The 21,963-nt window shown below is 71.3% G+C and carries 20 protein-coding genes; 8 read left to right on the forward strand and 12 right to left on the reverse strand.

Annotated features, from left to right (window positions below):
• Positions 1-102 precede the first annotated feature (102 nt).
• On the reverse strand, positions 103-1,146 hold the full coding sequence (locus ACFXI4_RS28435) for an NAD(P)-dependent alcohol dehydrogenase (protein WP_384996180.1): 1,044 nt from the start codon (positions 1,144-1,146) through the stop codon (positions 103-105).
• 167 nt (positions 1,147-1,313) lie between these two features.
• On the opposite strand from ACFXI4_RS28435, the gene ACFXI4_RS28440 reads away from it, so the two are divergent.
• The gene (locus ACFXI4_RS28440; RefSeq protein ID WP_384996183.1) at positions 1,314-2,222 is read left to right on the forward strand and encodes a helix-turn-helix domain-containing protein; all 909 of its coding nucleotides are present in this window, start codon (positions 1,314-1,316) and stop codon (positions 2,220-2,222) included.
• A gap of 78 nt (positions 2,223-2,300) precedes the next feature.
• Here ACFXI4_RS28440 and ACFXI4_RS28445 read toward each other — a convergent pair whose 3' ends face one another.
• From ACFXI4_RS28445 to ACFXI4_RS28465, 5 genes are all read right to left on the reverse strand, one after another.
• A complete protein-coding gene (locus tag ACFXI4_RS28445) occupies positions 2,301-5,609 on the reverse strand; it encodes a S8 family serine peptidase (RefSeq protein WP_384996186.1) in 3,309 nt (1,102 codons plus the stop codon).
• A 258-nt stretch (positions 5,610-5,867) separates the two neighbouring features.
• On the reverse strand, positions 5,868-6,551 hold the full coding sequence (locus ACFXI4_RS28450) for an ABC transporter ATP-binding protein (protein WP_384996189.1): 684 nt from the start codon (positions 6,549-6,551) through the stop codon (positions 5,868-5,870).
• Positions 6,552-6,703: 152 nt separating this feature from the next.
• Positions 6,704-8,176: an ABC transporter permease gene (locus ACFXI4_RS28455; RefSeq protein WP_384996192.1), complete on the reverse strand. Its 1,473-nt coding sequence runs from the start codon at positions 8,174-8,176 to the stop codon at positions 6,704-6,706.
• A 134-nt stretch (positions 8,177-8,310) separates the two neighbouring features.
• Positions 8,311-9,555, reverse strand: coding sequence for an Ig-like domain-containing protein (locus ACFXI4_RS28460; protein ID WP_384996195.1), 1,245 nt, complete (start codon positions 9,553-9,555; stop codon positions 8,311-8,313).
• 223 nt (positions 9,556-9,778) lie between these two features.
• On the reverse strand, positions 9,779-10,120 hold the full coding sequence (locus ACFXI4_RS28465; protein WP_362727724.1) for a hypothetical protein: 342 nt from the start codon (positions 10,118-10,120) through the stop codon (positions 9,779-9,781).
• 109 nt (positions 10,121-10,229) lie between these two features.
• Between ACFXI4_RS28465 and ACFXI4_RS28470 the strand changes: the two genes are divergently transcribed.
• A complete protein-coding gene (locus ACFXI4_RS28470; protein WP_362727726.1) occupies positions 10,230-10,547 on the forward strand; it encodes an LAETG motif-containing sortase-dependent surface protein in 318 nt (105 codons plus the stop codon).
• Between the two features lie 41 nt (positions 10,548-10,588).
• On the forward strand, positions 10,589-11,371 hold the full coding sequence (locus ACFXI4_RS28475; protein WP_384996200.1) for a hypothetical protein: 783 nt from the start codon (positions 10,589-10,591) through the stop codon (positions 11,369-11,371).
• A 127-nt stretch (positions 11,372-11,498) separates the two neighbouring features.
• Here the strand turns inward: ACFXI4_RS28475 and hutH are convergent, their stop codons facing one another.
• The 3 genes from hutH to ACFXI4_RS28490 all read right to left on the reverse strand — a co-directional run bounded on the left by hutH (position 11,499) and on the right by ACFXI4_RS28490 (position 15,210).
• A complete protein-coding gene (hutH, locus tag ACFXI4_RS28480) occupies positions 11,499-13,067 on the reverse strand; it encodes a histidine ammonia-lyase (RefSeq protein WP_384996284.1) in 1,569 nt (522 codons plus the stop codon).
• A 100-nt stretch (positions 13,068-13,167) separates the two neighbouring features.
• A complete protein-coding gene (locus ACFXI4_RS28485) occupies positions 13,168-14,310 on the reverse strand; it encodes a diguanylate cyclase domain-containing protein (RefSeq protein WP_384996202.1) in 1,143 nt (380 codons plus the stop codon).
• 105 nt (positions 14,311-14,415) lie between these two features.
• Positions 14,416-15,210 (reverse strand): enoyl-CoA hydratase/isomerase family protein, encoded by a 795-nt coding sequence (locus ACFXI4_RS28490; RefSeq protein ID WP_384996205.1) that lies wholly within the window; start codon positions 15,208-15,210, stop codon positions 14,416-14,418.
• A 215-nt stretch (positions 15,211-15,425) separates the two neighbouring features.
• Here ACFXI4_RS28490 and ACFXI4_RS28495 point away from each other — a divergent pair, with 215 nt between their 5' ends.
• Positions 15,426-16,061 carry a hypothetical protein gene (locus ACFXI4_RS28495; RefSeq protein WP_384996207.1) on the forward strand — a complete coding sequence of 212 codons (636 nt, stop codon included), beginning with the start codon at positions 15,426-15,428 and terminating at the stop codon, positions 16,059-16,061.
• An 85-nt stretch (positions 16,062-16,146) separates the two neighbouring features.
• On the opposite strand, the gene ACFXI4_RS28500 is transcribed toward ACFXI4_RS28495, so the two are convergent.
• Positions 16,147-17,262, reverse strand: a complete 1,116-nt coding sequence (locus ACFXI4_RS28500; protein ID WP_384996208.1) for an adenylate/guanylate cyclase domain-containing protein — start codon at positions 17,260-17,262, stop codon at positions 16,147-16,149.
• A gap of 276 nt (positions 17,263-17,538) precedes the next feature.
• Positions 17,539-18,414 carry a biotin--[acetyl-CoA-carboxylase] ligase gene (locus tag ACFXI4_RS28505; protein WP_384996210.1) on the reverse strand — a complete coding sequence of 292 codons (876 nt, stop codon included), beginning with the start codon at positions 18,412-18,414 and terminating at the stop codon, positions 17,539-17,541.
• Positions 18,415-18,524: 110 nt separating this feature from the next.
• Between ACFXI4_RS28505 and ACFXI4_RS28510 the strand changes: the two genes are divergently transcribed.
• The 4 genes from ACFXI4_RS28510 to ACFXI4_RS28525 all read left to right on the forward strand — a co-directional run bounded on the left by ACFXI4_RS28510 (position 18,525) and on the right by ACFXI4_RS28525 (position 21,224).
• Positions 18,525-20,120: an acyl-CoA carboxylase subunit beta gene (locus ACFXI4_RS28510; protein WP_384996212.1), complete on the forward strand. Its 1,596-nt coding sequence runs from the start codon at positions 18,525-18,527 to the stop codon at positions 20,118-20,120.
• A 9-nt stretch (positions 20,121-20,129) separates the two neighbouring features.
• On the forward strand, positions 20,130-20,339 hold the full coding sequence (locus ACFXI4_RS28515; protein ID WP_384996215.1) for an acyl-CoA carboxylase epsilon subunit: 210 nt from the start codon (positions 20,130-20,132) through the stop codon (positions 20,337-20,339).
• 133 nt (positions 20,340-20,472) lie between these two features.
• Entirely contained in the window at positions 20,473-20,601 is a 129-nt protein-coding gene (mmpB, locus tag ACFXI4_RS28520; protein WP_384996217.1) for a morphogenic membrane protein MmpB, read from the forward strand.
• Positions 20,602-20,621: 20 nt separating this feature from the next.
• Positions 20,622-21,224, forward strand: coding sequence for a nucleoside triphosphate pyrophosphatase (locus ACFXI4_RS28525; protein WP_362727231.1), 603 nt, complete (start codon positions 20,622-20,624; stop codon positions 21,222-21,224).
• On the opposite strand, the gene ACFXI4_RS28530 is transcribed toward ACFXI4_RS28525, so the two are convergent.
• Positions 21,196-21,723 carry a hypothetical protein gene (locus tag ACFXI4_RS28530; protein ID WP_362727229.1) on the reverse strand — a complete coding sequence of 176 codons (528 nt, stop codon included), beginning with the start codon at positions 21,721-21,723 and terminating at the stop codon, positions 21,196-21,198. The genes ACFXI4_RS28525 and ACFXI4_RS28530 overlap by 29 nt on opposite strands.
• Positions 21,724-21,963 lie beyond the last annotated feature (240 nt).

Consider the following 21,963-nt stretch of genomic DNA (forward strand, 5'->3'; position numbering starts at 1 on the left):
GATGGCGGTCCTGGCCGCCGGCCGGGGGGCGCGCACCCTGGTGCCTCCGCTGGAGATGCCGGTGGGTGCGCTCGCCTCCCTGGCCGGCGGCCCCTGTCTGGTTCAGATGGTCGCCGTGTCGATCACGAAACGGTAGCGGACGTCGCTGTTGACGACCCGCTCGTACGCCTCGTTGACCTGGTCCGCGTTGATCAGTTCGATCTCGGCGCCCAGCTGGTGCTCGGCGCAGAAGTCCAGCATCTCCTGGGTCTCCTGGATGCCGCCGATGCCGGAGCTGGTCAGGACGCGGCGGTTGCCGAAGACGGAGGAGAGCAGGATGTGCACCGGCTCCTCCGGGATACCGACGTTCACCATCGCGCCGTCGGTGCGCAGCAGCGACAGGTAGGCGTCGAAGTCGAGCGGCGCCGACACCGTGTTGAGGATGATGTCGAACGTGCCCTCGAGCTCCTCGAAGGTCTTCGGGTCGCTGGTCGCCCGGTAGTCGGTGGCGCCCAGCTTCAGGCCGTCGTCCTTCTTGCGCAGCGACTGGGACAGGACGGTGACCTCCGCGCCGAGGGCTGCGGCGATCTTGACGCCCATGTGTCCCAGCCCGCCGAGGCCGACGACCGCGACCTTCTTGCCGGGACCCGCGTTCCAGTGCTTGAGGGGGGAGTACGTGGTGATGCCGGCGCACAGCAGCGGGGCGGCGACGTCGAGGGGGAGGCCGTCGGGGATGCGGACGACGTAGTTCTCGTCGACGACGATCTTCTGCGAGTAGCCGCCGTAGGTCGGCTGCCCGTCCTTGCCGACGGCGTTGTACGTCCAGGTCGGGCCGCCGCCGGTGCAGTACTGCTGGAGACCGGCCTTGCAGTTGTCGCACTCACGGCAGGAGTCGACCATGCAGCCGACGCCCACCCGGTCCCCCACCGCGTACCGGGTGACACCCGGGCCGACCTCGGCGACGACGCCCGCGATCTCGTGACCGGGCACCATCGGGAAGATCGCCGTACCCCAGCCCTCGCGGGCCTGGTGGATGTCGGAGTGACAGATACCGGCGAACTCGATGTCGATGAGGACGTCGAATTCACCGACCGCGCGCCGCTCGATCGTGGTCCGCTCCAGCGGGGCCTTCGCGGCGGGCGCGGCGTAAGCAGCAACAGTGGTCATGAGGGGGGTTCTCCTAGGGTGTGGTCGTACCCGGTCGCCTTTCCCGGGCACGCATCCAGACTCCTCCACGCTACGTCCGCCACCCAGACCCCGCCTCTGCGTACGTCTGGCGTGCCTACCACTGGCGGGGTCAGGTTCGTGGGCGTACGACCGTGAATACTGGACGTATGGAAGAGCAGTCCCCGACCTCCCCCGCCTCCTCGCCCCTGGACCGGCGTGCCGAGCTCAGCGAGTTCCTGCGCACCCGGCGGGCCCGGCTGCTCCCCGGCGACGTGGGGCTGCCGGACTTCGGGCGGCACCGCAGGGTGCCGGGGCTGCGGCGCGAGGAACTGGCCCAGCTGGCCGGGGTGTCGGTGGCGTACTACACGCGCCTGGAACAGGGCAACGGGCGGAACGTGTCGGCGGAGGTGCTGGACGCGATCGCCCGGGCGCTGCGGCTCACCGACGCCGAGCACGCGCACCTCATGCACCTGGCCAAGGGCAAGCAGCACAAGAAGAAGGGGGCGGCACGGCCCCAGCAGGTACGCCCGGCGCTGGGGCAGCTGCTGGAGGCGATGGACGGCGTGCCCGCGTACATCGGGGGGCGCCGCTCGGACATCCTGGCCTGGAACGGGATGGCGGCCGCGGTCTTCGGTGACTGGTCGGAGCTGCCGGTCGCGGAGCGCAACTGGGCGCGACTGGTGTTCCTGCGGCCCGAGTACCGCGATCTCTTCGTCGAGTGGGAGCAGAAGGCGATCGACATCGTGTGTCTGCTGCGCATGGACGCGGGCTGCTTTCCCGACGACACCCGGCTGTCCGCGCTGGTCGGCGAGCTCTCGGTCAAGAGCGAGGAGTTCCGCCGGCTGTGGGCGACGCACGACGTCAAGGAGAAGAGCCACGGGCTGAAGCGGCTGCACCACCCTCTGGTGGGCGAGCTCTCCCTCAGCTACGAGTCGTTCCGGATGCCGGGCGACCCCGACCAGTCCCTGGTCACGTACCACGCGGAGCCGGGCTCGGCGTCGGCACAGGCGCTGCGGCTGCTGGCCAGCTGGGGCACGGACGCGACCCGGGTGGCCTCCGCCCCCGACCTGGGCTGACCGCCCCGCCGCGGACAAAGGGAACGGCCCGCCGGAAGCCGCGCTTCCGGCGGGCCGCTCGCTCTCAGCGGCTACGGCTCACCTGGCGTAGTACGCGTTGTAGATCGAGATCGTCGACTTGTTGCCCTTCTTGTCGGCGATCTTGGCATGGAACGAGACGGCCTTGCCCTTGGCCGGGTTCCTGACGGTGATCTTCCCGTGGCTGACCGTGAGCTTCTTCCAGGTCTTGCCGTAGTCGTACGACACGTAGACCGAGAGGGACTTCAGGTTGCGGCCGGCGGCCGCGCCCTCGACGGTGACCGGGAAGGTGACCTTCTTGCCCGCCTCGACGCGGCTGTCCGATCCCGTGTTGGCACCGAAGTGGACGGTGGACGCGGGCAGCTTGGCCGGCGGGCCGGCCGCCGACGGCTTCTTCGAGCGGAAGGTCCAGCTCGCGTCGATCCGCGTGGAGGCGGCGGCGACCTTGACCGAGCGGATGACCGAGGTGGTCAGCCGGTACTCGGCGTCGGCGGACGGCACGGTGAAGACGCCGTCACCGAACAGCGGGTCCTTGTTCGAGCCCACCTTGGTGCCGTTGCGGTACAGGGTGGTGTTCACCGACAGGAAGTCGGAGGACCCGGCATGCTTGGCGCTGTCGGAGAACAGCGGGACGACGCCGAAGATCTGGTTGCCGTCGCGGTAGAGACCGTACTGGCTGGTCAGATGCGGGCCGAAGATCGCCCTGTTGAAGGTGTTCTGGTAGCTCTTGCCCGCCTTGTACTGCTGCGGGTCGATCGAGTAGAAGGCGTCGGCGATCGGCAGGCCCTCGGCGTCATGGCCGCTGACCTGGGCGAAGTCGAAGCCCCACAGCGCTCCGTCCACGGTGGAGAGGTGGACGGTCCGGGTGCTCGGCAGCTTCTGCTCCGAGAAGACGGTCATCGCCGAGTCCTCGCCGACGATGCCCCACGCGCCGAGCGAGCCGGTCTTGCCGGAGGCGGCGGCGCCGAGGCTGTTCTTGACCGTGGCGAACTCGCCGGTCTTGAAGTGCCGGACCTTGTCGCCCTGCACCTTCTTGACCCGTGCGCTGGTGGCGACGTCGTACTCCTCGTGGTCGCCCTTGGTGAACTGACCGCTCCAGGTCTGGGTCAGACCGCTCGCGACCTCGCCGCCCAGCGGCGCGATCCGGATCTTGTCGAAGCTGTCGGAGCCGACCCCGAACCCGGCGCCCGCCGGGTCGTACACGTAGGAGACCGTCGCGAAGCCCGGCTTCGCCTGTGCGTCCGGCACGGTGATGTCCGGCGCCTTGGTGGTACGGGCGTCGACGGTGAGCGTGAGGTCCCTGGTGACGCTGACCTTCGGCTGCACCAGCCAGTCGACACCGCCGTCGAGGGTGGTGAAGTCCTTCGCGATCAGGGCGTCGAGCAGGTAGGTGCCCTTCGCCACCCGGATCGTGGCGGTGCCGGAGCTGTCGACCGGGACGACGAGGTCGCGGCCCTGGCCGAGGCCCGAGTAGCCCACCAGGTCGGTGCTGTAGACACCGCTCGGGTTTCCGTCGCGCCCGACGTGCTTGACGGTGACGCTGTACGACTGGACCTCACGCTGCACCGCGGCCGCCGTACGGACGCTCTGGCCGTCGCCGGCCGCCGTGACGTACGCCGAGTAGGCGCCGTCGAGGGTGCCACCCAGCCTGGTGTCGGCGGTGACGTCGACGGCGGCCGTGCCGCCCGCCGGGACCGTCACCTTGGCCGCGCCCAGCGTGAAGAAGCCGGCCGGGGCCGCCGCGCCCCCGGGGCCGGTGCCGCTCGCCGAGAGGCTGAGGGTGACGTCCTTGGTGCCGAGGTTGCGGTAGGTGAGCTGCTTGGTGACCGGGGTGTCGTCGGTGTGCGGCCACTGCTGCACCCCGAAGTTCACCGACGTCGTCTCGGCGATCACGGTCTGCCTGATGGCCTTGTCGACCTGGATCCGGCCCGTGCCCTGCTCGAACGGCGTGTACGGGCCGCCCTTGGCGGAGCCGGTCAGCACGGCCTTCAGCTGCTGGTAGCCCCAGTCGGGATGCTCCTGCTTCAGGATCGCGGCGGCGCCGGCGACATGCGGGGTCGCCATCGACGTACCCGAGATGGTCAGGTAACCGGGCGGGTTCTCGCCGACCTCCTGGTCGATGAGACTGCCCTTGGCCGCGGCCGCGGTGATGTCGACGCCGGGCGCGGTGACGTCCGGCTTGATGGTGCCCTCGGCGCTGGGGCCGGTGGAGGAGAAGTCGGCGAGCCTGTCGTTGCCGTCGACCGCGCCGACGGTCAGGGCGGCGTCCGCGCTGCCCGGCGAACCGACGGACTCCGGGCCCTCGTTGCCCGCGGCGATCGCGAACAGGATGCCCTTCTCGTTCGAGAGCTTGTTGACCTCGGCTTCGAGCGGGTCGATCTCGGGGGTGTCGTAGCCGCCCAGGCTGAGGTTGACGACATCGGCGCCCTGGGCCGCCGCCCACTCCATGCCGGCCAGGATGCCGGAGTCGTCGCCGGAGCCGGTGTCGTCCAGGACCTTGCCGTTGAGGATCTTCGCGCCGGGTGCGACACCGGTGTACTTGCCGTGCGACTTGGCGCCGGTGCCCGCCGCGATGGACGCGACGTGCGTGCCGTGGCCGAAGTGGTCCGAGGCGTCGGCGGCCGTGGTGAAGTTCCTGGATTCGATCACCTGGTCCTTGAGGTCCGGGTGGGTCGTGTCCACACCGGTGTCCAGGACGGCGATCTTGACGCCCTTGCCGTTGTATCCGGCCGCCCACGCCTTGGGGGCACCGATCTGCGGCACGGACCTGTCGAGGCTGGCCTTGCGAACGCCGTCGAGCCAGACGTGCGCGATGCCGGACGCGGCCCGGTCCCCGTCGGTGACCGCGTCCCACAGCCGCGGCGCATCCTTGACCGGGGTCTGCACGGCATCGGCGTCGAGCGTCCTGAGACTGTGCCGCAGGGTACCCGCGTCACGGACGTCGGCCTTGGCGGCGCCGGCGGCGCCCCGGTACCCGACGATGACCTTCAGGCCGTTGCGCTGCGCCTTGCGGGTCGCGGCCTTGTCCAACTCGGTGACGTCGAAGAGCCGCCGGTCCAGCTTGCCGGAGGCGACCAGCCGGACGGCGTCACCGGGGACGACGAGGGTGTGCCCGTCGGCCTTGCGGATCCGGAAGGGTATGTGCTCGCGCCCCTTGGCCCGTTCCAGGCCGACGACCCGGCCCTTGGCGTCGAGGGCGACCCGGTCACCGGTGATCAGGGTGACGTGGTGCCGGCCGGCGACCGACGAGGCGGCCTCGGCTGGGGCGGTGGCGCGCTGTTCCGGCTTCGCCGACGCCGGGCTGGTCATGCCCGCGGCGAGGGCGACGGCCGCTGCCGTGGCCACCGAGGCCGCGGCAGCCCTCTTCACTTGTCTGCGCAAGACTCCCCCTGGGAGACGGTGTACCGGGCGAATTCCCCGTTCACCCGGTCGGGGGCAGTCTCGTACGCGTATACGTCAACCCCCCGGAACACGGAGTATGCCGGGGGGTGATCAGTGGGCTCAATAGATGAGAGACCGGCAGGAGAAGGACCGGAGAAGTGTTACGCGCCCGGGCGGACACTGTTACCCAACTGCGCGGTTGTGCGCGGGAGTTCAGTGCTAGACACGGTCCCCCCGTGACGCACCTCACGCGCCCGCGTTCTCCTTGACGGTGATCCTGCCCTTGCGGATGGTCGCCAGGCGCGGGGCCTTCTTCGCGATCGCGGAGTCGTGGGTGACCATGATGAACGTCAGCCCGTGCTCCTTCCACATGCGCTCCAGCACCTCCATGATCTCGTCGCGCATGCTCTCGTCGAGGTTGCCGGTGGGCTCGTCGGCGAGCAGCACCTTGGGCTGCTTGACCAGGGCCCGGGCGATGGCGACGCGCTGCTGCTGGCCGCCGGACATCTCCGAGGGCAGGTGCCCGAGACGCTCGCCGAGACCGACGGAGGTCAGTGCCTCGGCGGCCCGCTCCCGGCGGTCCTTGGCCTTGACGCCGAGCGGGACGAGGGCGGTCTCGACGTTCTCCTGGGCGGTGAGCGTCGGGATCAGGTTGAACGACTGGAACACGAAACCGATGTTCTCGCTGCGGACCCGGGTCAGCTTGGTCTCGGAGAGCTTGGCCAGGTCGGTGCCGTCCAGGACGACCTCGCCGGAGGTCGGACGGTCCAGGGCGCCGATCATCTGGAGGAGGGTGGACTTGCCGCCGCCGGTGGGGCCCTGGATGACCAGGCGGTCGCCGTCCGCGATGGTGAGATCGATGCCGTCGAGGGCGCGGACGGTGTCCTTGCCCCGGGAGTAGAGCTTGGTGACGCTTCTGAGTTCGTACATGGTGTGACTCCTGAGAGGGTTCGGGGTGGGGCGGTTCTGTCGTCGGCCGCGGGCCGGTGGGGGCTGATCACGCCCGCGCGGCGGAGCCGCACATCGGCTTGGGGCCCCGCGCCCCTGAGCCGGTGACCGCCCCCGGCGCCGCGTGCGGACCGCTACTCGACGCGCCGCAGCGCGTCCGCGGGCCGGAGCCGGGACGCCCGCCAGCCGCCGAACGCGCCCGCGATCAGGCCGCCGGCCACCGCCAGCCCGACCGCCACCGCGATCGTGGTCACGCTGACCGGCGCCGTGAGGGCGACCTCCAGGGTCTTCGCGGTTGGCCGGCCGGGACCGCCGCCGAAACCGCCGCCGCCGAAACCGCCTCTGCCGCCCGCGTTGCCGCCACCGCCGCCGCCGAGGGAGGCGTCCAGGGTCGGACTGATCTCGGTGACGACGTACGCGCCGGCGAGACCGAGCGCGATGCCGAGCGCGCCGCCGACCAGGCCGTTGACCATGGCCTCACCGATGACCTGCCCGGTGACCCGGCGGGACTTCCAGCCAAGGGCCTTCAGCGTGCCGAACTCGCGGACCCGGCGGGAGACCGCCGAGGAGGTCAGCAGGCCGGCCACCAGGAACGCGGCCACGAGCACCGCGACGGACAGCCACTTGCCGACGTTGGTGGCGAGCGAGGACGCCGTGGAGAGGGAGCCGGAGACGGTGTCCGCGAGGTCGGCGGAGGTGGTGACCGTCGTACCCGTGACGTTCTTCTGGATGGTCGACTTGACGGTCGAGATCTGCTTGGAGTCGGTCGCCTTGACGTAGATCGTGGTGACCTTGTTCTTCTCGCCGGCCAGCGTCTGCGCCTGCTTCAGCGGCATGTACAGGTTGGCCGCCGCGTCACCGCTGTCGGCCGTCGCTATCCCGACGATCGTGTACTTGACCTTGTTGATGGTGACGGTCGAACCGACCTTGTACTTCTTCTCCTTGGCGTACGCCGAGTCGGCGACCAGCACCTTGGCGTCGGTCTCGGTCGCCTTGAAGGTACGGCCGCTGGTGATCTTCGACGAGGTCAGCGGGCCGATCCCGGTCTGGGTGACGTCGGTGCCGTAGACCGTGTACGAGTTGACGTCGAAGTTGGCGCCTCCACCGCGGACCTCGCCCTGCGGCGGCCCGCTGCCGCCGCCGCCCGGGAACCCGCCGCCGTTGCCGCCGGACCCCTGGTTCTGCTGGAACTGACCCCGCGTGAACTGGCCGCTGATCTTGACCACGTTGAGGTTCAGCCCGCCGACCGCGGTCGCGACGCCCTTCTGGTCGCCGACCTCGGTGACGGTGGTGGAGGGGAGGGTGGTGAAGCCCTGCACGATCACACGGTCGCTGCTCTGCGTGTCCGACGAGCCGTTGTTCTGCGCGTCGAAGTTGAAGCGGGGGCGCTGGGAGGCGCTCGTGGAGGCCGACGCGGCCTTGGTGACGGTCATGTCCGTACCCAGGCCGTACAGCGACTGGAGGACCTTGTCCTGCGCCTTCCCCATGCCGTTGGACACGGAGTTGACCACGATGACCAGTGCGATGCCCAGCGCGAGCCCGGAGGCGACGACGAGAGCCGCCTTTCTGCGGCGGCGCAGTTCGCGCCTCAGGTAGGTGAAGAACATGACCGCACCGTAGGGAGGCACCGTGATGGCTCGATAAGGCCGAAATAAGAGAAGCATGAGAAGGCTGTGCCGGGCCCGGAAACGCCGATGCCGCCCCTGGGGGCGGCATCGGTGTGCTGTGGGCGGACTGTGCGTCAGACGGCCGAACCGGCCTTCCAGGCGGCCCAGTCCATGTTCCAGCCGTTGAGGCCGTTGTCGGGGGCCACGGTCTTGTCTCCGGTGTTGGAGATGACCACCACGTCACCGACGATCGAGTGGCTGTACATCCAGTAGGCCGGCGTGCTGGTGTCGTTGGCGCCCTTGGTGTCGGAGAGGCCGACGCAGCCGTGACTGGTGTTCACGGCGCCGAAGATGGACTTGGCGCCCCAGTAGTTGCCGTGCAGGAAGGTGCCGGAGCTGGTGAGGCGGATGGCGTGCGGCACGTCCTTGATGTCGTACTCGCCCTTGCCGTCGCTGTCGGTGAAGCCCACGGTCGCGCCGTTCATGCGCGTCTCCTTGAACTTCTCGGACATCACCATGACGCCGTTGTACGTCTTGTTGTCGGGCGAACCCGCCGAGATCGGGATGGTCTTGACCGTCTTGCCGTCCTGGGTGACCTTCATCTCCTTGGTCTTGGCGTCGACGTAGGAGACCTGGTTGCGGCCGATGTGGAAGGTGACCGTCTTCTGCTGGACGCCGTAGACACCGGAGGCGCCCTGCACACCGTCGAGCGCCAGTTTCAGCGTGACGGTGGAGTTCTCCTTCCAGTAGTCCTCGGGACGGCAGTCCATGCGCTGGGTGGAGAACCAGTGGCAGGCGACCTCCTGGCCGCTGCTGGAGGTGACCGTGACGCCCTTCTGGACGGCCGCCTTGTCGGTGATCTGCTTGTCGAAGTTGATCGACACGGGCATGCCCACGCCGACGGTCGAGCCGTCCTCCGGCGTGAAGGTGCCTATGAAGCTGTTGGCGGGCGAGACCGTGGTGAAGGAGGCGTTCTCGTGGGCGACCAGACCCGCGGAGTCCTTGGCCTCGGCGGCGACCTTGTAGGTGGTGGACCGCTCCAGCTGGGCGGAGGGCTTCCAGGTCGTCTTGTCGGCGGACAGGGCGCCGGTGACCGCGGTGCCGTCGGCGGTGGTCATGGTCACGCTGGTGAGCGTGCCCTTGCTGACGGTGACGGCGGCGGAGTTGTTGATGGACGCGTTGCCGGAGCCGTCCTTGGGTGTGATCGTGATGTCGGCCTGGGACGACTTCTTCGCCGCCGCCTGGTCCGACTGGGCCTGCGAGCTCTCACCGCTGCCGGACGCCTTGTCGTCGCTGCCGGAACACGCCGTGAGCACCAGCACACCGCCGAGCAGTGCGGACGCGGCCACCAGGCCCTTGCGCCGCTTACTGTCCGTCATCACACGCTTCTCCATCGTTGCCGAGTCCGCGAACACACCGAGAGTCCCCCTCAAGAACCTTCAACGCTACGGCCGCTTCGTCCCGTTCCACATTTCCGCCAGGTGTGGGGCACACCACGTCCGACGGGGCGGCCGGTGCGGCAGGGGTCGGTCCGTGCTCTGTCCGAGACGGCGAAACCCCGGACGGCGGTTGCCGTCCGGGGTCACTGGTTCCCCGGAACGCTCAGCCGATGCCGTCCTCTTCGTCGTCGCCGCCATCATCCTCGTCGAGGTCCCACTCCGGCGAATCCGGATCGTAGGCGACCTCCTCGCTGGACCAGGAGGCCTGCTGGAGTTCGACTCCGGGCACCTCGCTGACCAGGTCGAACGGGTCGACGAGATAGGCGAGGGCCTCGGCGGTGTCTTCCGTCACAGCGGCCTCGGCGTGGGCACGCTCCTCGCCGGGCAGCTCGGGGTCCTCGGCGATCCGCTGCAGCGCGACCTTGGTGACCTCGTCGGCGTCCTCGACCTCGAGGACCAGCTCCACCCGAAGTCGCACAAAACGTGATGTCTCTGGAGTGCTCATGCCGGGAGCGTAAGGCCGAAACCTCCTGTGACTTTCCCGTGACCCGCGATTTTCACTAACATCACCTCACACGGCCAATTCGCCAGCGCCACAAGGGGATCGATATTCCGTGTCATCCGCTCGCCGCCCGTTGCTGACCGCCACCGCCGCAGGCACCCTGCTGTGCGCGCTGTGGTTCGTCCCGTCCGCCCACGCGTCGCAGGACACCCCGGCGAGAACCGGCACGTCGGAGAGTACGGCGACGCGGGTCACCCAGCAGGCCAGGGCGCTGTCCGAGGCCACCTCCGAGGCGACCGGGGACGCCACCCGGCTCGCCGACACCGGAAGCCCGGACACCACGCCGTACGTCGTCGGCGGCACCCTCTTCCTCGCCGTCGGCGCCGGGTTCGTGGTGTATTCGGTCCGCCGGGAACGGCTGGAGTTCTAAATGATTTGACCTCTCCTTGACCGGACACTCACAGTCCTCTCATGAAGAGATCATCGGGCGTGCGGATGTGCACCCTCGCCGCCGGCGGCGCACTGTCCCTCGCCCTCATCACGGGCTGCTCCGACGGGAGTTCCACGGATCCGGCCGCCGCCAAGGACTCCGCGTCCACCGTGAAGGCGCTGAACGCCGCGGAGTTGAAGCAGCGGATCCTCGCGCAGGACGAGGTGGACGGGTACAAGGTCAACGCGGTCGGCTCGGCCGCGCCGACCCGGAGCAGGATCAAGGCGAGCGACGAGAAGTGCCGCCCGCTGGCCTACGTCCTCGCCGGCCTCGCCCCGGCCGACGCTGCCACGGAGATCGGCCGCACGGTCCGGGAGGACAGGAAGGACCCGACCGACGACGCGACCTCCCTCGACGACATGGCCGACGGCAAGTTCGAGAGCGCGCTGAAGGACTCGCTGAACCTGGACATCACCTCCCTCGACCTGTCGTCCTACGACGGGGACGGCGCGCAGCAGGCCCTCAAGGCGCTCTCGGCGGCGGTCAAGGACTGTGCTACCGGCTTCACGGGCGGCTCCGCCGGTGACGAGCAGAAGGTCACGAAGCTCACCGCGGCCAAGCCCTCGGGCACCGGCGACGAGTCGGTGGCGTTCACCGCGGTCACGGACATGGACGGCGACACGGGGCCCCTGCACGCGGAGGTGGTCCGCCACGGCAACACGCTCGCCACGTACTTCACGATGAACATCGGCGCGATGATGTCCGGCAAGACCTATACGGTCCCGGCCCCGGTCATCAAGGCCCAGTCGGCGAAGCTGAAGTGAGCGCGACTCGTCGCGGCCCTTCCACAAGGGCCGCGACGAGGAACCCAGGGGCGCTGGGGGCACCCCTGGCCGAAGGCTGGGGGAGGACCTGCGCGACCGGCCCCCTCGCGCCCGCAGCCGCACCCGGCTACCGCAGCGGGCCGGTCACCTTCTCGGCCGCCGCCACCAGCGCCCCGCCCCGCACGAACTCCTCCGCCGCGGCGAGGTCGGGAGCCAGGTACCGGTCGGGGCCGGGGCCCCGCACCCCCGCGGAGCGCGCCGCCTCGATCACGGCCAGGGAGGCCGGCGCCGCCGTCAGCCCCTCGCGCAACTCGATCGCCCGGGTCGCCGCGTACAGCTCGACAGCGATGATCCGGGCCAGGTTGCCGACGGCCGTCCGCAGTTTGCGCGCCGCCGACCAGCCCATGGAGACGTGGTCCTCCTGCATCGCGGAGGACGGGATCGAGTCGGCCGACGCCGGAACGGCCAGCCGCTTCAGCTCGCTCACCAGGGCCGCCTGCGTGTACTGGGCGATCATCAGTCCCGAGTCGACGCCCGCGTCGTCCGCCAGGAACGGCGGCAGCCCGTGGCTGCGGTTCTTGTCCAGCAACCGGTCGGTCCGCCGCTCGGCGATGGACCCGAGGTCGGCGACCGCGATGGCGAGGAAGTCGAGGACGTAGGCGACCGGCGCACCGTGGAAGTTGCCGTTGGACTCGACCCGGCCTCCCCCAGTGCCGAAAGCCTGGGAGGTATCCCCAGGCAGGACGACCGGGTTGTCGACGGCCGAGGCCAGCTCCCGCCCGGCGACCAGGCGTGCGTGCGCGAGCGTGTCGCGCCCGGCCCCGGCGACCTGCGGAGCGCACCGCACCGAGTACGCGTCCTGGACGCGCGGCGCGTCGTCCTGATGGTGCCCGGTGAGCTGGGAGCCCTTGAGCACGGCGAGCATGTTGGCGGCGCTGTCGCCCTGGCCGGGGTGCGGGCGGATCGCGTGCAGCTCGGGGGCGAGGACCTTGTCCGTCCCGAGCAGCGCCTCCAGGCTCAACGCGGCCGTCACATCGGCCGACTTGTAGAGCATGTCCAGGTCGGCGAGGGCCATCACCAGCATGCCGAGCATGCCGTCGGTGCCGTTGAGGAGTGCGAGCCCCTCCTTCTCGCGCAGTTCGACGGGGGCGATCCCGTGCTCGGCGAGCAGCTCGCCGGCGGGGCGCACGACGCCGTCCGGGCCCTCCGCGTCCCCCTCGCCCATCAGCGTGAGCGCGCAGTGGGACAGCGGGGCCAGGTCGCCGGAGCAGCCGAGGGAGCCGTACTCGTGCACGACCGGGGTGATCCCGGCGTTCAGCACGTCGGCCATGGTCTGGGCGACCTCGGGACGCACACCGGTGTGTCCGGAGCAGACGGTCTTCAGCCGCAGGAACATCAGGGCCCGGACGACCTCGCGTTCCACCCGCGGCCCCATGCCCGCCGCGTGCGAGCGCACGATGTTGCGCTGCAACTGGGCCCGCAGTTCCGGGCTGATGTGCCGGGACGCGAGGGCGCCGAAGCCGGTGCTGACGCCGTAGACCGGTTCCGGCTTGGCCGCCAGCGCGTCCACGATCTCGCGGGCCGCCGCGAGCGCCGCGACCGCCTCCGCGGACAGTTCGACGCGGGCGCCGCCACGCGCCACGGCGAGGACGTCGGACGCGGTGACACCGGACGTCCCCACCACCACAGTGTGCATATCCATATTCAGGAGCGTACGCAGTGAATGCCGCTGCTGTCACTAGTGGGGTACCGGGTTGCCCCTTACTTCCGTTGGGTTCTGCGTCACAGCCCCACGGTCATGACCGCCGGCCCCGGAAGCTGCGCCGCTCGGCCCGTTCCGGCGGGGGCGCGTCGGCCAGCCGCAGGACGGGGTCGTCCGGCCCCTCCCGTCCGGCCACCACCGGCCGCTTCGCGCGGAGCGCCTTGGCACGGTACTGCGCGGCGTCGGCGAGCCGGAACAGACGGCGGGCCGAGCGCACCGGCCCGATCGGATCCGCGGTCGAGGCCACCCCGCACGCGACCCCCTCCCCCAGCTCCAACTCCCCCGCCCGGCGGCAGAGTTCACCGGCCGCCTCGACCACGTCGTCGGCCGGCGGCCCGACCGCCAGCAGACAGAACTCGTCACCGCCGAGCCGCGCGGCCAGGGCGCCCGGCAGCATCGCCCCGCACAGCGACAGGACCGAGCCGAACCGTTCGAGGAGGCGGTCGCCGACGGCGTGCCCCTGGGTGTCGTTGACCCGCTTGAGCCCGTTGAGGTCACAGACGACGAGGCTGACCACGGTGTCGTCCGCGCGGTGCCGGTCGATCGCCTCGTCGAGATGCGCGTCGACGGCACGGCGGTTGGCGAGCCCGGTGAGCGCGTCGGTGTACGCCAGCCGGCGAGCCTCCTCGAGACGCTCGGTCTGGGCCATCCCGGCGGCGACGACGGAGGCCAGGACGGTGGCGAAGTCGGCGTCGGCGCCGCCGAAGACGGCGGCCCGGACGGGACGGGCGACGTACAGCTCGCCCCAGGCCCTGCCGTGCAGCAGGATCGGCGCGACCAGGCAGCAGCCGCGGCCCCTGCGGCGCAGGGCGTCGACCCGCCGGTGCGAGTAACCGGGACGGCCGGCGGCGGGGCCCTCGGCCGTCTCCACCCAGGCGTTGGGACCGCCGCCGCCCGCCCAGCGCTCGTGGAGGAACTCGGTGATCTCCGGGAACTGGTGCACCGGGTAGGACTCCGCGTCCGGGAACTCCTCCTCGTCCGTGGCGCGCTCCCCGACGTTCACCAGGACCCGCAGCCGGCCCAGGTCGCGCTCCCACACGGAGAGCGCGGCGAAGCTGCCGTCCAGGGCCCGGCAGGCACCGGCCGCGGCGGCGTGCCAGCACTCACGTGGGGTGTGAGCGGCAGCCATGCCCTGCGCCAGCGCCACTACGGCGGCGAGCCGGTCGTCATCACCCATTACTCCAGGTTAGGGATGATTTGTTGGATCCGGGACGCGGGTGCGGCGAACAGGTGTTGCCACGGCCCGGACCGGCACGGGACGCGCCCGGGGCGGCCGTGCGCCTCACTCCCCCGGCCAGTCCGGCCTCCGCTTCTCGTTGAAGGCCGCGACACCCTCCGCGCGGTCCCCCGAGAAGGCCACCGAGCGCCAGGCCGCGTCCTCGACCTCCAGACCCGCCCGCAGGTCCAGCCCCTGCCCGAGCCGCAGCGCCCGCTTCGCCGCCCGCAGGCCGACCGGCGAGTTCGCCGCCATCCCGGCCGCCAGCGCCAGCGCCGCCTCCCGGTCCCGGCCGGTCTCCACCAGCTGGTCGACCAGGCCCAGCCGGTGCGCCTCCGGCGCCTCCACCCGGCGCGCCGAGAAGATCAGCTCGGCCGCGCGGGCCGCGCCGACCCGGCGGGGCAGCAACTGCGTGCCGCCACCGCCCGGGATCACGCCCACCGACACCTCGGGCAGGCCCACCACGGCCGTGCCGTCCGCCACGATCACATCGCAGGACAGCGCCAGCTCGAAGCCCCCGCCGAGCGCGTAGCCGTGCACGGCGGCGATCGTCGGCATCGGCAGTTCCAGCACGCCGGTGTACGCCCCGCGCGACAGCGGCCGCGCCCGGACCAGCTCCGCGTCGGTCATGGAGTTGCGCTCCTTGAGGTCGGCGCCGACGCAGAACGCCCGCTCGTGCGAGGAGGTCAGCACCACCACCCGGGCGTCCCGGTCGGCCCCCAGCGCGGCGCACGCGGCCACGATCGAGCGGGCCATGTCCGCCGACACCGCGTTCATCGCCCTGGGCCGGTCCAGCACCAGCTCCGCGACCTGGCCGTGCCGTCGTACCAGCACGAACTCCCCGAACCGCTCCTCGCTCACGACACGTCCTCCGGTTAACGCGGGTTAACAGCCTGGATCCGATCATCGCAGCCGAGTCGTGAAGAGGAAAGGGCGGCCGGCCGGTTCCGGCAGCGAGGCCCGGCAACCCGTTCGAGTGACATCACACCCAAGTCCCCCCGCACCACCCAGGGGAGCGCATAACGTGCGCTCGCCACGGCGCATCGGGGGCGCGAGCGCATCGGGGAGGAATCGTGATGACCGAGACGTCGACCCAGCCGGCGCGAGACACCGGCCTCACGGCCGCACAGCCGGTACCGGCGTCACCGGCCACCGGCACCGCCCCGGCCGGTGCGCGCCTCTTCGCCCCCCGCACCCGAGGCCGGCACCGGCGCCCGCGCCGCCGCAGGGTCCTGCTCGTCGCGGGCGGTATCGCGCTGGCCGCCGGGGCCCTGAGCCTGATCCGGGTGAGCGTCGAGCCGGGCGCCGGCGGCCCCGGCGCCGCCGAGGCCGAACCCCGGCTGGACGTGGGCCGCGGGCCGGGCCGGTCGACCCCGGCCGCCGCCATGGTCGCCACCGCCACCGCCATCCCCCGGGTGCTCCCCTCCCCGGCCCCGGTACCGGGCGGGGTGAGCACGACACCGACGGCGCCCTCCGCGCCCGCGCCCCAGCCGCCCGCGTCCCGGCCCGCCGCCCCGGGTGGTCCCGGTGGTCCGGATGCAACCACCATCCCCGAGTCCCCCAACGCGCCGGCCCCGTCGACCACCCCACGGCCGAGCCCGACACCGCCCCGGCCGGCACCCTCCGCCACCCCCACGCCGGCTCCCCGGCCCTCCGCCCCGGCGGAGCCGGGCCTCTGCGTCCCGATCATCGGCCTGTGCGTCACCCCCTAGGAGCGAGCGATGACGAGCGATGACGAGCGGTGACGGCGGTGGGGGCGGGACGGCGGCCGCGGCCGGCGGACGGGCCACGCCGCGGTCACGGGCCGGCCGGCGGTGCCTCCCGGCGCGTGAGCAGCCACGGCTCCACCACGCCCAGGCCACGTACCGGGCGCTGCCACATCGGCTGGAGCGCGAAGCGGTACGTCGGCGGTTCCTCGCCCTCCTTCTCGGCGGTGGCGGCGGCCTCGGCGGCCTCCGCCTCCGAGGCGGGCGCCTCACCGGAGCGGATCAGTTCCTCCGCGAACGCCGAGTCGACGAGCACGGCGTCCCGGGGGGCTATGGAGGTCAGCCGGGAGGCCAGGTTCACGGTCGTACCGAAGACATCGCCCATTCGGGTGGTCACGGTGCCGAAGGCCATGCCGACGCGCAGCTCCGGCATCGTCTCGTCGTGCGCCATGGTCTCCACCAGGCGCAGGGCGATGTCGGCGGCCGTGCCCGCGTCGTCGGCGGCGTACAGGACCTCGTCGCCGAGGGTCTTGATGAGCCGGCCGCCGCGGGCCGCGACCAGGTCGGCGGCGGTGGTCTCGAAGGCCTCGACCAGTTCGCCGAGCTCCTCCTCCTCCATCCGGCGGGTCAGCCGGGTGAACCCGACGAGGTCGGCGAAGCCGACGGCGAGCCGCCGGTCGACCATCTCCTCGTCGTCGGCCGACTGCACGACCCGGCCGGCCGAGGCGGCGAGCTGCCGGCGCCAGACGTAGACCAGGAACTCCTCCAGCTCGGGCAGGAGCAGCTCGACGATCGGGTACGTGACCTCGGTACGGGTCATGCCCGGCTCGGGGGGCTCGGTCAGGCCCTCCAGGAAGGAATCCATCTGCCACTCCGCCAGACGGGCGGTGGTCTGCCCGGTCGACCGGGCCACCTGCACCGCCATGGCCTCGCTGAGCAGCCCCGCCTCGACGAGACCGGCGAGCCGGCGCAGGGCCAGCACATCGGCCTCGGTGAGCGCCTTGGCCTGCCCGATGTCCGCGAAGCCCATGGCCCGCCAGAACCTCGACGCCAGTTCCATGGAGACGCCGGCGCTGCGGGCCGCCTGGAACGGGGTGTAGCGGCGCTCGGCACCGAGGATCAGGCCTTCGAGGCGCAGGGCGAGCGGGTCCTCGCCGGAGTCGGCGGCGTCCGCGCCCTCGCCGGAGCCCGTGTCGTCGACGGTCACGCCTGCTGCCCTTCCGATCTGCCGCGGTCACGTATCGACCGGCCTCAACTCTACGGCAGCTGTGCGGTAGCTCACTTCGTGAGGTGGGCCGATGTCAGGAGGTTCGGGGTGGTGAGGGGTGGTGAGGGGTGGGGCTCCGGGTGCTGGCGGGTGGAGATCGCGCGGTTCCTCCCCCGGCCCTCGGCCGGGGCACCCCCGCCGCCCCTCACGGGGCACGCCGTCGCCGCGGGCGGCGCGCACCGCCGCCACCCTCGCTCCGGCCCGCCCGCACCGGCCTCACGCCGGCCGCAGGTGCACGATGTCGCCCGCCCCCACCGGCTCCTGGACTCCCTCCTTCGTCGCGATCACCAGCCTTCCGTCGCCGTCGATCGCCACCGCCTCCCCCACCAGCGATCGGTCTCCGGGCAGTTCGGCCCGGACCGTCCGTCCCAGCGTCGCGCAGCCCGCCGCGTATGTCTCCTGGAGCCCGCTGCCCGCCGGATCGCCGCCCGCCGCGCGCCAGCGCCCGTACCAGTCCTCCAGCGACCTCAGCACGGCCCGCAGCAGCGGATCGCGGTCCGTGGTCACCGCGCCGGCCAGCGCCAGCGACCCGGCCTGCGGCACCGGCAGCTCGTCCGCGCGGAGCGTGACGTTGATGCCGACGCCGACCACGACGGCGTCCTCCCCGGCCCGCTCCGCCAGGATGCCGCCGGCCTTGCGCTCCTCGCCGCCGACGGTGACCAGGAGGTCGTTCGGCCACTTCAGCGCCAGATCGACACCGGCCACCCGCGCCAGCCCCGTCGCCACCGCCACCCCGGTCAGCAGCGGCAGCCAGCCCCAGCGGGCCACCGGTACCCCGGCCGGCTTCAGCAGCACCGAGAAGAACAGGCCCGAGCGCGCCGGCGCCGTCCACCGGCGGTCCAGGCGGCCCCGCCCGGACGTCTGCTCCTCGGCGACGAGAACAGCGCCCTCGTCCGCGTCTCCCGCGAGGAACCGCGCCACGAGATCCGAGTTGGTGGAGCCGGTGCGCTGCACGACCTCGACGTCACGGAAGAGCCCGCCGTGCCCGCCGTCCTTCACCAGGGCCCGGCGCAGTCCCGCGCCGCCGAGCGGTGGACGGTCCAGGTCGGACCAGCGATTGTTGTTCTCGTCTGCTGCATCTCGCGGCGTCATGCAAGCCACCCTAGGTGTGTTGTACGCCGCACTGCCGTTTGGTAGGCGTCCCACTACGCTACGGATGAGTAACCGTCCCCCCTTTTGAGCAGGCAGGGAGCCGCATCCCGATGTCCGAGCCGGAAGAGATCGACATTCACACGACCGCGGGGAAGCTCGCGGATCTCCAGCGCCGTGTCCATGAAGCGACACACGCCGGTTCGGAGCGCGCCGTCGAAAAGCAGCACGCCAAGGGCAAGTTGACGGCCCGTGAGCGGATCCAGCTGCTCCTCGACGAGGGCTCCTTCGTGGAGCTGGACGAGTTCACCCGCCACCGCTCCACCAACTTCGGCCTGGAGAAGAACCGCCCCTACGGCGACGGCGTCGTCACCGGATACGGCACGGTGGACGGCCGCCCGATCGCCGTCTTCTCCCAGGACTTCACGGTCTTCGGCGGCGCCCTCGGCGAGGTCTACGGGCAGAAGATCGTCAAGGTGATGGACTTCGCGCTGAAGACCGGCTGCCCGGTCATCGGCATCAACGACTCCGGCGGCGCCCGGATCCAGGAGGGGGTCGCCTCCCTCGGCGCGTACGGCGAGATCTTCCGCCGCAACACGCACGCGAGCGGGGTGATCCCGCAGATCAGTCTCGTCGTGGGGCCCTGCGCCGGCGGTGCCGTCTACTCCCCGGCCATCACCGACTTCACGGTCATGGTCGACCAGACGTCCCACATGTTCATCACCGGTCCTGACGTCATCAAGACCGTCACCGGCGAGGACGTCGGCTTCGAGGAGCTGGGCGGCGCCCGCACCCACAACTCGGTCTCCGGCGTGGCCCACCACATGGCCGGCGACGAGAAGGACGCCATCGAGTACATCAAGCAGCTGCTGTCGTACCTGCCGTCCAACAACCTCTCCGAGGCCCCGGTCTTCCCCGAGGAGGCCGACCTGTCGGTCACCGACGAGGACCGCGAGCTGGACACCCTGGTCCCGGACAGCGCGAACCAGCCGTACGACATCCACACGGTGATCGAACACGTTCTCGACGACAGTGAGTTCTTCGAGACGCAGGCGCTCTTCGCGCCGAACATCGTCACCGGCTTCGGCCGGGTCGAGGGCCACCCGGTCGGCATCGTCGCCAACCAGCCGATGCAGTTCGCCGGCTGCCTGGACATCAAGGCGAGCGAGAAGGCGGCCCGCTTCGTCCGCACCTGCGACGCCTTCAACGTCCCGGTCATCACCTTCGTCGACGTGCCCGGCTTCCTGCCCGGCGTCGGGCAGGAGCACGACGGCATCATCCGCCGCGGCGCCAAGCTGATCTACGCCTACGCCGAGGCGACGGTCCCGCTGATCACCGTCATCACCCGCAAGGCCTTCGGTGGCGCCTACGACGTGATGGGCTCCAAGCACCTGGGTGCCGACATCAACCTCGCCTGGCCGACCGCCCAGATCGCCGTCATGGGCGCCCAGGGCGCCGTCAACATCCTGCACCGCCGCACCATCGCCGAGGCCGAGGCGGGCGGCGCGGACGTCGAGGCGGTGCGCGCCCACCTGATCCAGGAGTACGAGGACCACCTCCTGAACCCCTACATCGCCGCCGAACGCGGCTACGTCGACGCGGTGATCATGCCTTCGGACACCCGCCGTCATGTCGTACGGGGCCTGCGCCAGCTGCGCACCAAGCGCGAGTCCCTGCCGCCGAAGAAGCACGGCAATATCCCCCTCTAAGGAGCCGCTGTGACGATCAAGGTCATACGGGGCAACCCGACCCCGGAGGAACTGGCCGCCGCGCTGGCGGTGGTCAGGGCGCGGGCGGCGGCCCTGGCGGCCACCCCGTCCGGTGCCCCGACGGGACGGGCCGCCTGGTCCGACCCGTCCCGCATCGCCCGGCAGCGGCTCCCCCAGCCGGGCCCGACCGCGTGGACCCGCACGTACTGGCCGGGCTGAGAACGACACCTCGGGGGACGGGGCCGCATCGATGTGCGGCCCCGCCGCGCGGGCACACGCAACTGCGAGTCCGGGCTCCGATGTGAGTACCCCTACTCAGGCGCCGGCGCCCGCGAGGCCCCACCCTGGAGAGATGCTCTGGTCGGACCCCGAAGACGAGCCGCCGAAGGATCTGCAGGACGTGCAGAACGCCCTCCGGCGGCTCGGCGTCTTCCTGGCGGTGGTCATGCTGCTGCTGATGATCGTGCTGGGCGTGAGATAGGCAGCCACTAGGCTGACGCCATGCGCAGACTCGTCCTCGCCTCCCAGTCCCCCGCCCGGCTGAATCTGCTGCAGCAGGCGGGTCTCACCCCCGAGGTGATCGTCAGCGGCGTAGACGAGGACGCCGTCACCGCCCCCACTCCGGCCGAGCTGGCCCTCGCCCTCGCGGAGGCCAAGGCCTCCGTCGTCGCCGCCCGCCCCGACGTGCAGGGCGCGATCGTGATCGGCTGCGACTCGGTGCTGGACCTCGACGGCCGGGCGCTCGGCAAGCCGGCCGACGCCGAGGAGGCCACCGCCCGCTGGAAGTCGATGCGCGGCCGGGCCGGCACGCTGCAGACCGGGCACTGCGTGTGGGACACGGCGGGCAACCGGCACGTGTCGGCGACGGCCTCCACCGTCGTCCGGTTCGGCGAGCCCTCCGACGCGGAGGTCGCCGCGTACGTCGCCTCCGGCGAACCCCTCTACGTGGCGGGCGCGTTCACCCTGGACGGGCGCAGCGCGCCGTTCATCGACGGCATCGAGGGCGACCACGGCAACGTGATCGGCATCAGCCTGCCCCTGGTGCGCCGGCTGCTCGGGGAGCTGGGCATCGGCATCACGGAGTTGTGGGCGCCGGCGGAGTGACCGGCCCGGCGGCCGGCGTGTCCTTCCTCGGTTCCGGTTCCGGCTCACCGTCCGCCGGACCGGAGCCGTCCGCGCCCCCGCCGGCGACCGCGCCGGCGTCGGCGCCCTCCGCGCGGTCGTACGTCATCAACAGCAGCACGATGAGGGCGAGGACGACCACCATGGACACGAACGCGGTCCAGCCGATCAGGCCCCACGCCACGGCGCCCAGCAGGCCGTGTACGACCGCCGCGCTGATCAGCAGGATGCGGCCGAGGCCGGCGGGCGCCCGGTTGCGTATCGCCACCAGCAGGGCCACCAGGGCGCACAGGGCGAAGTAGAGGCCGAAGACCACGGCGCCGATCTTCGCCGTCATCGACATGTTGTCGGGGTCGAGCCCGGCCAGGGACATGTCCTGACGGTCGACCACCACTCCCATGAACCAGTTGAACGCGGCGATGCCGAGTGCCTCCCCGAGGAGTACGACCGCCACGACCAAAGCCACCGGTCGGCGCACCACCGGCCCCACCCACTTTCGCTCACGACCCGCCGGGAGCCGCTGTTACTTGAAGTACGTTCAAGACATCGCGAACGCTACTAACGGGTAAACCCGGGGACAAGGGGCCGGGCGTCGGCAAAGATTCGTTGGGCCATTCGTAGGGACTCAACAAAGAAACACTGTGGGGCGCGGCACGCTCTCACAGAGACCTTGAGCACATCGCGGGGCTAGGGTTTTCCGAAGGAGTCCTGCGTACCTCGG

Source organism: Streptomyces sp. NPDC059224 (genome assembly GCF_042754285.1).
Classification (GTDB): domain Bacteria; phylum Actinomycetota; class Actinomycetes; order Streptomycetales; family Streptomycetaceae; genus Streptomyces.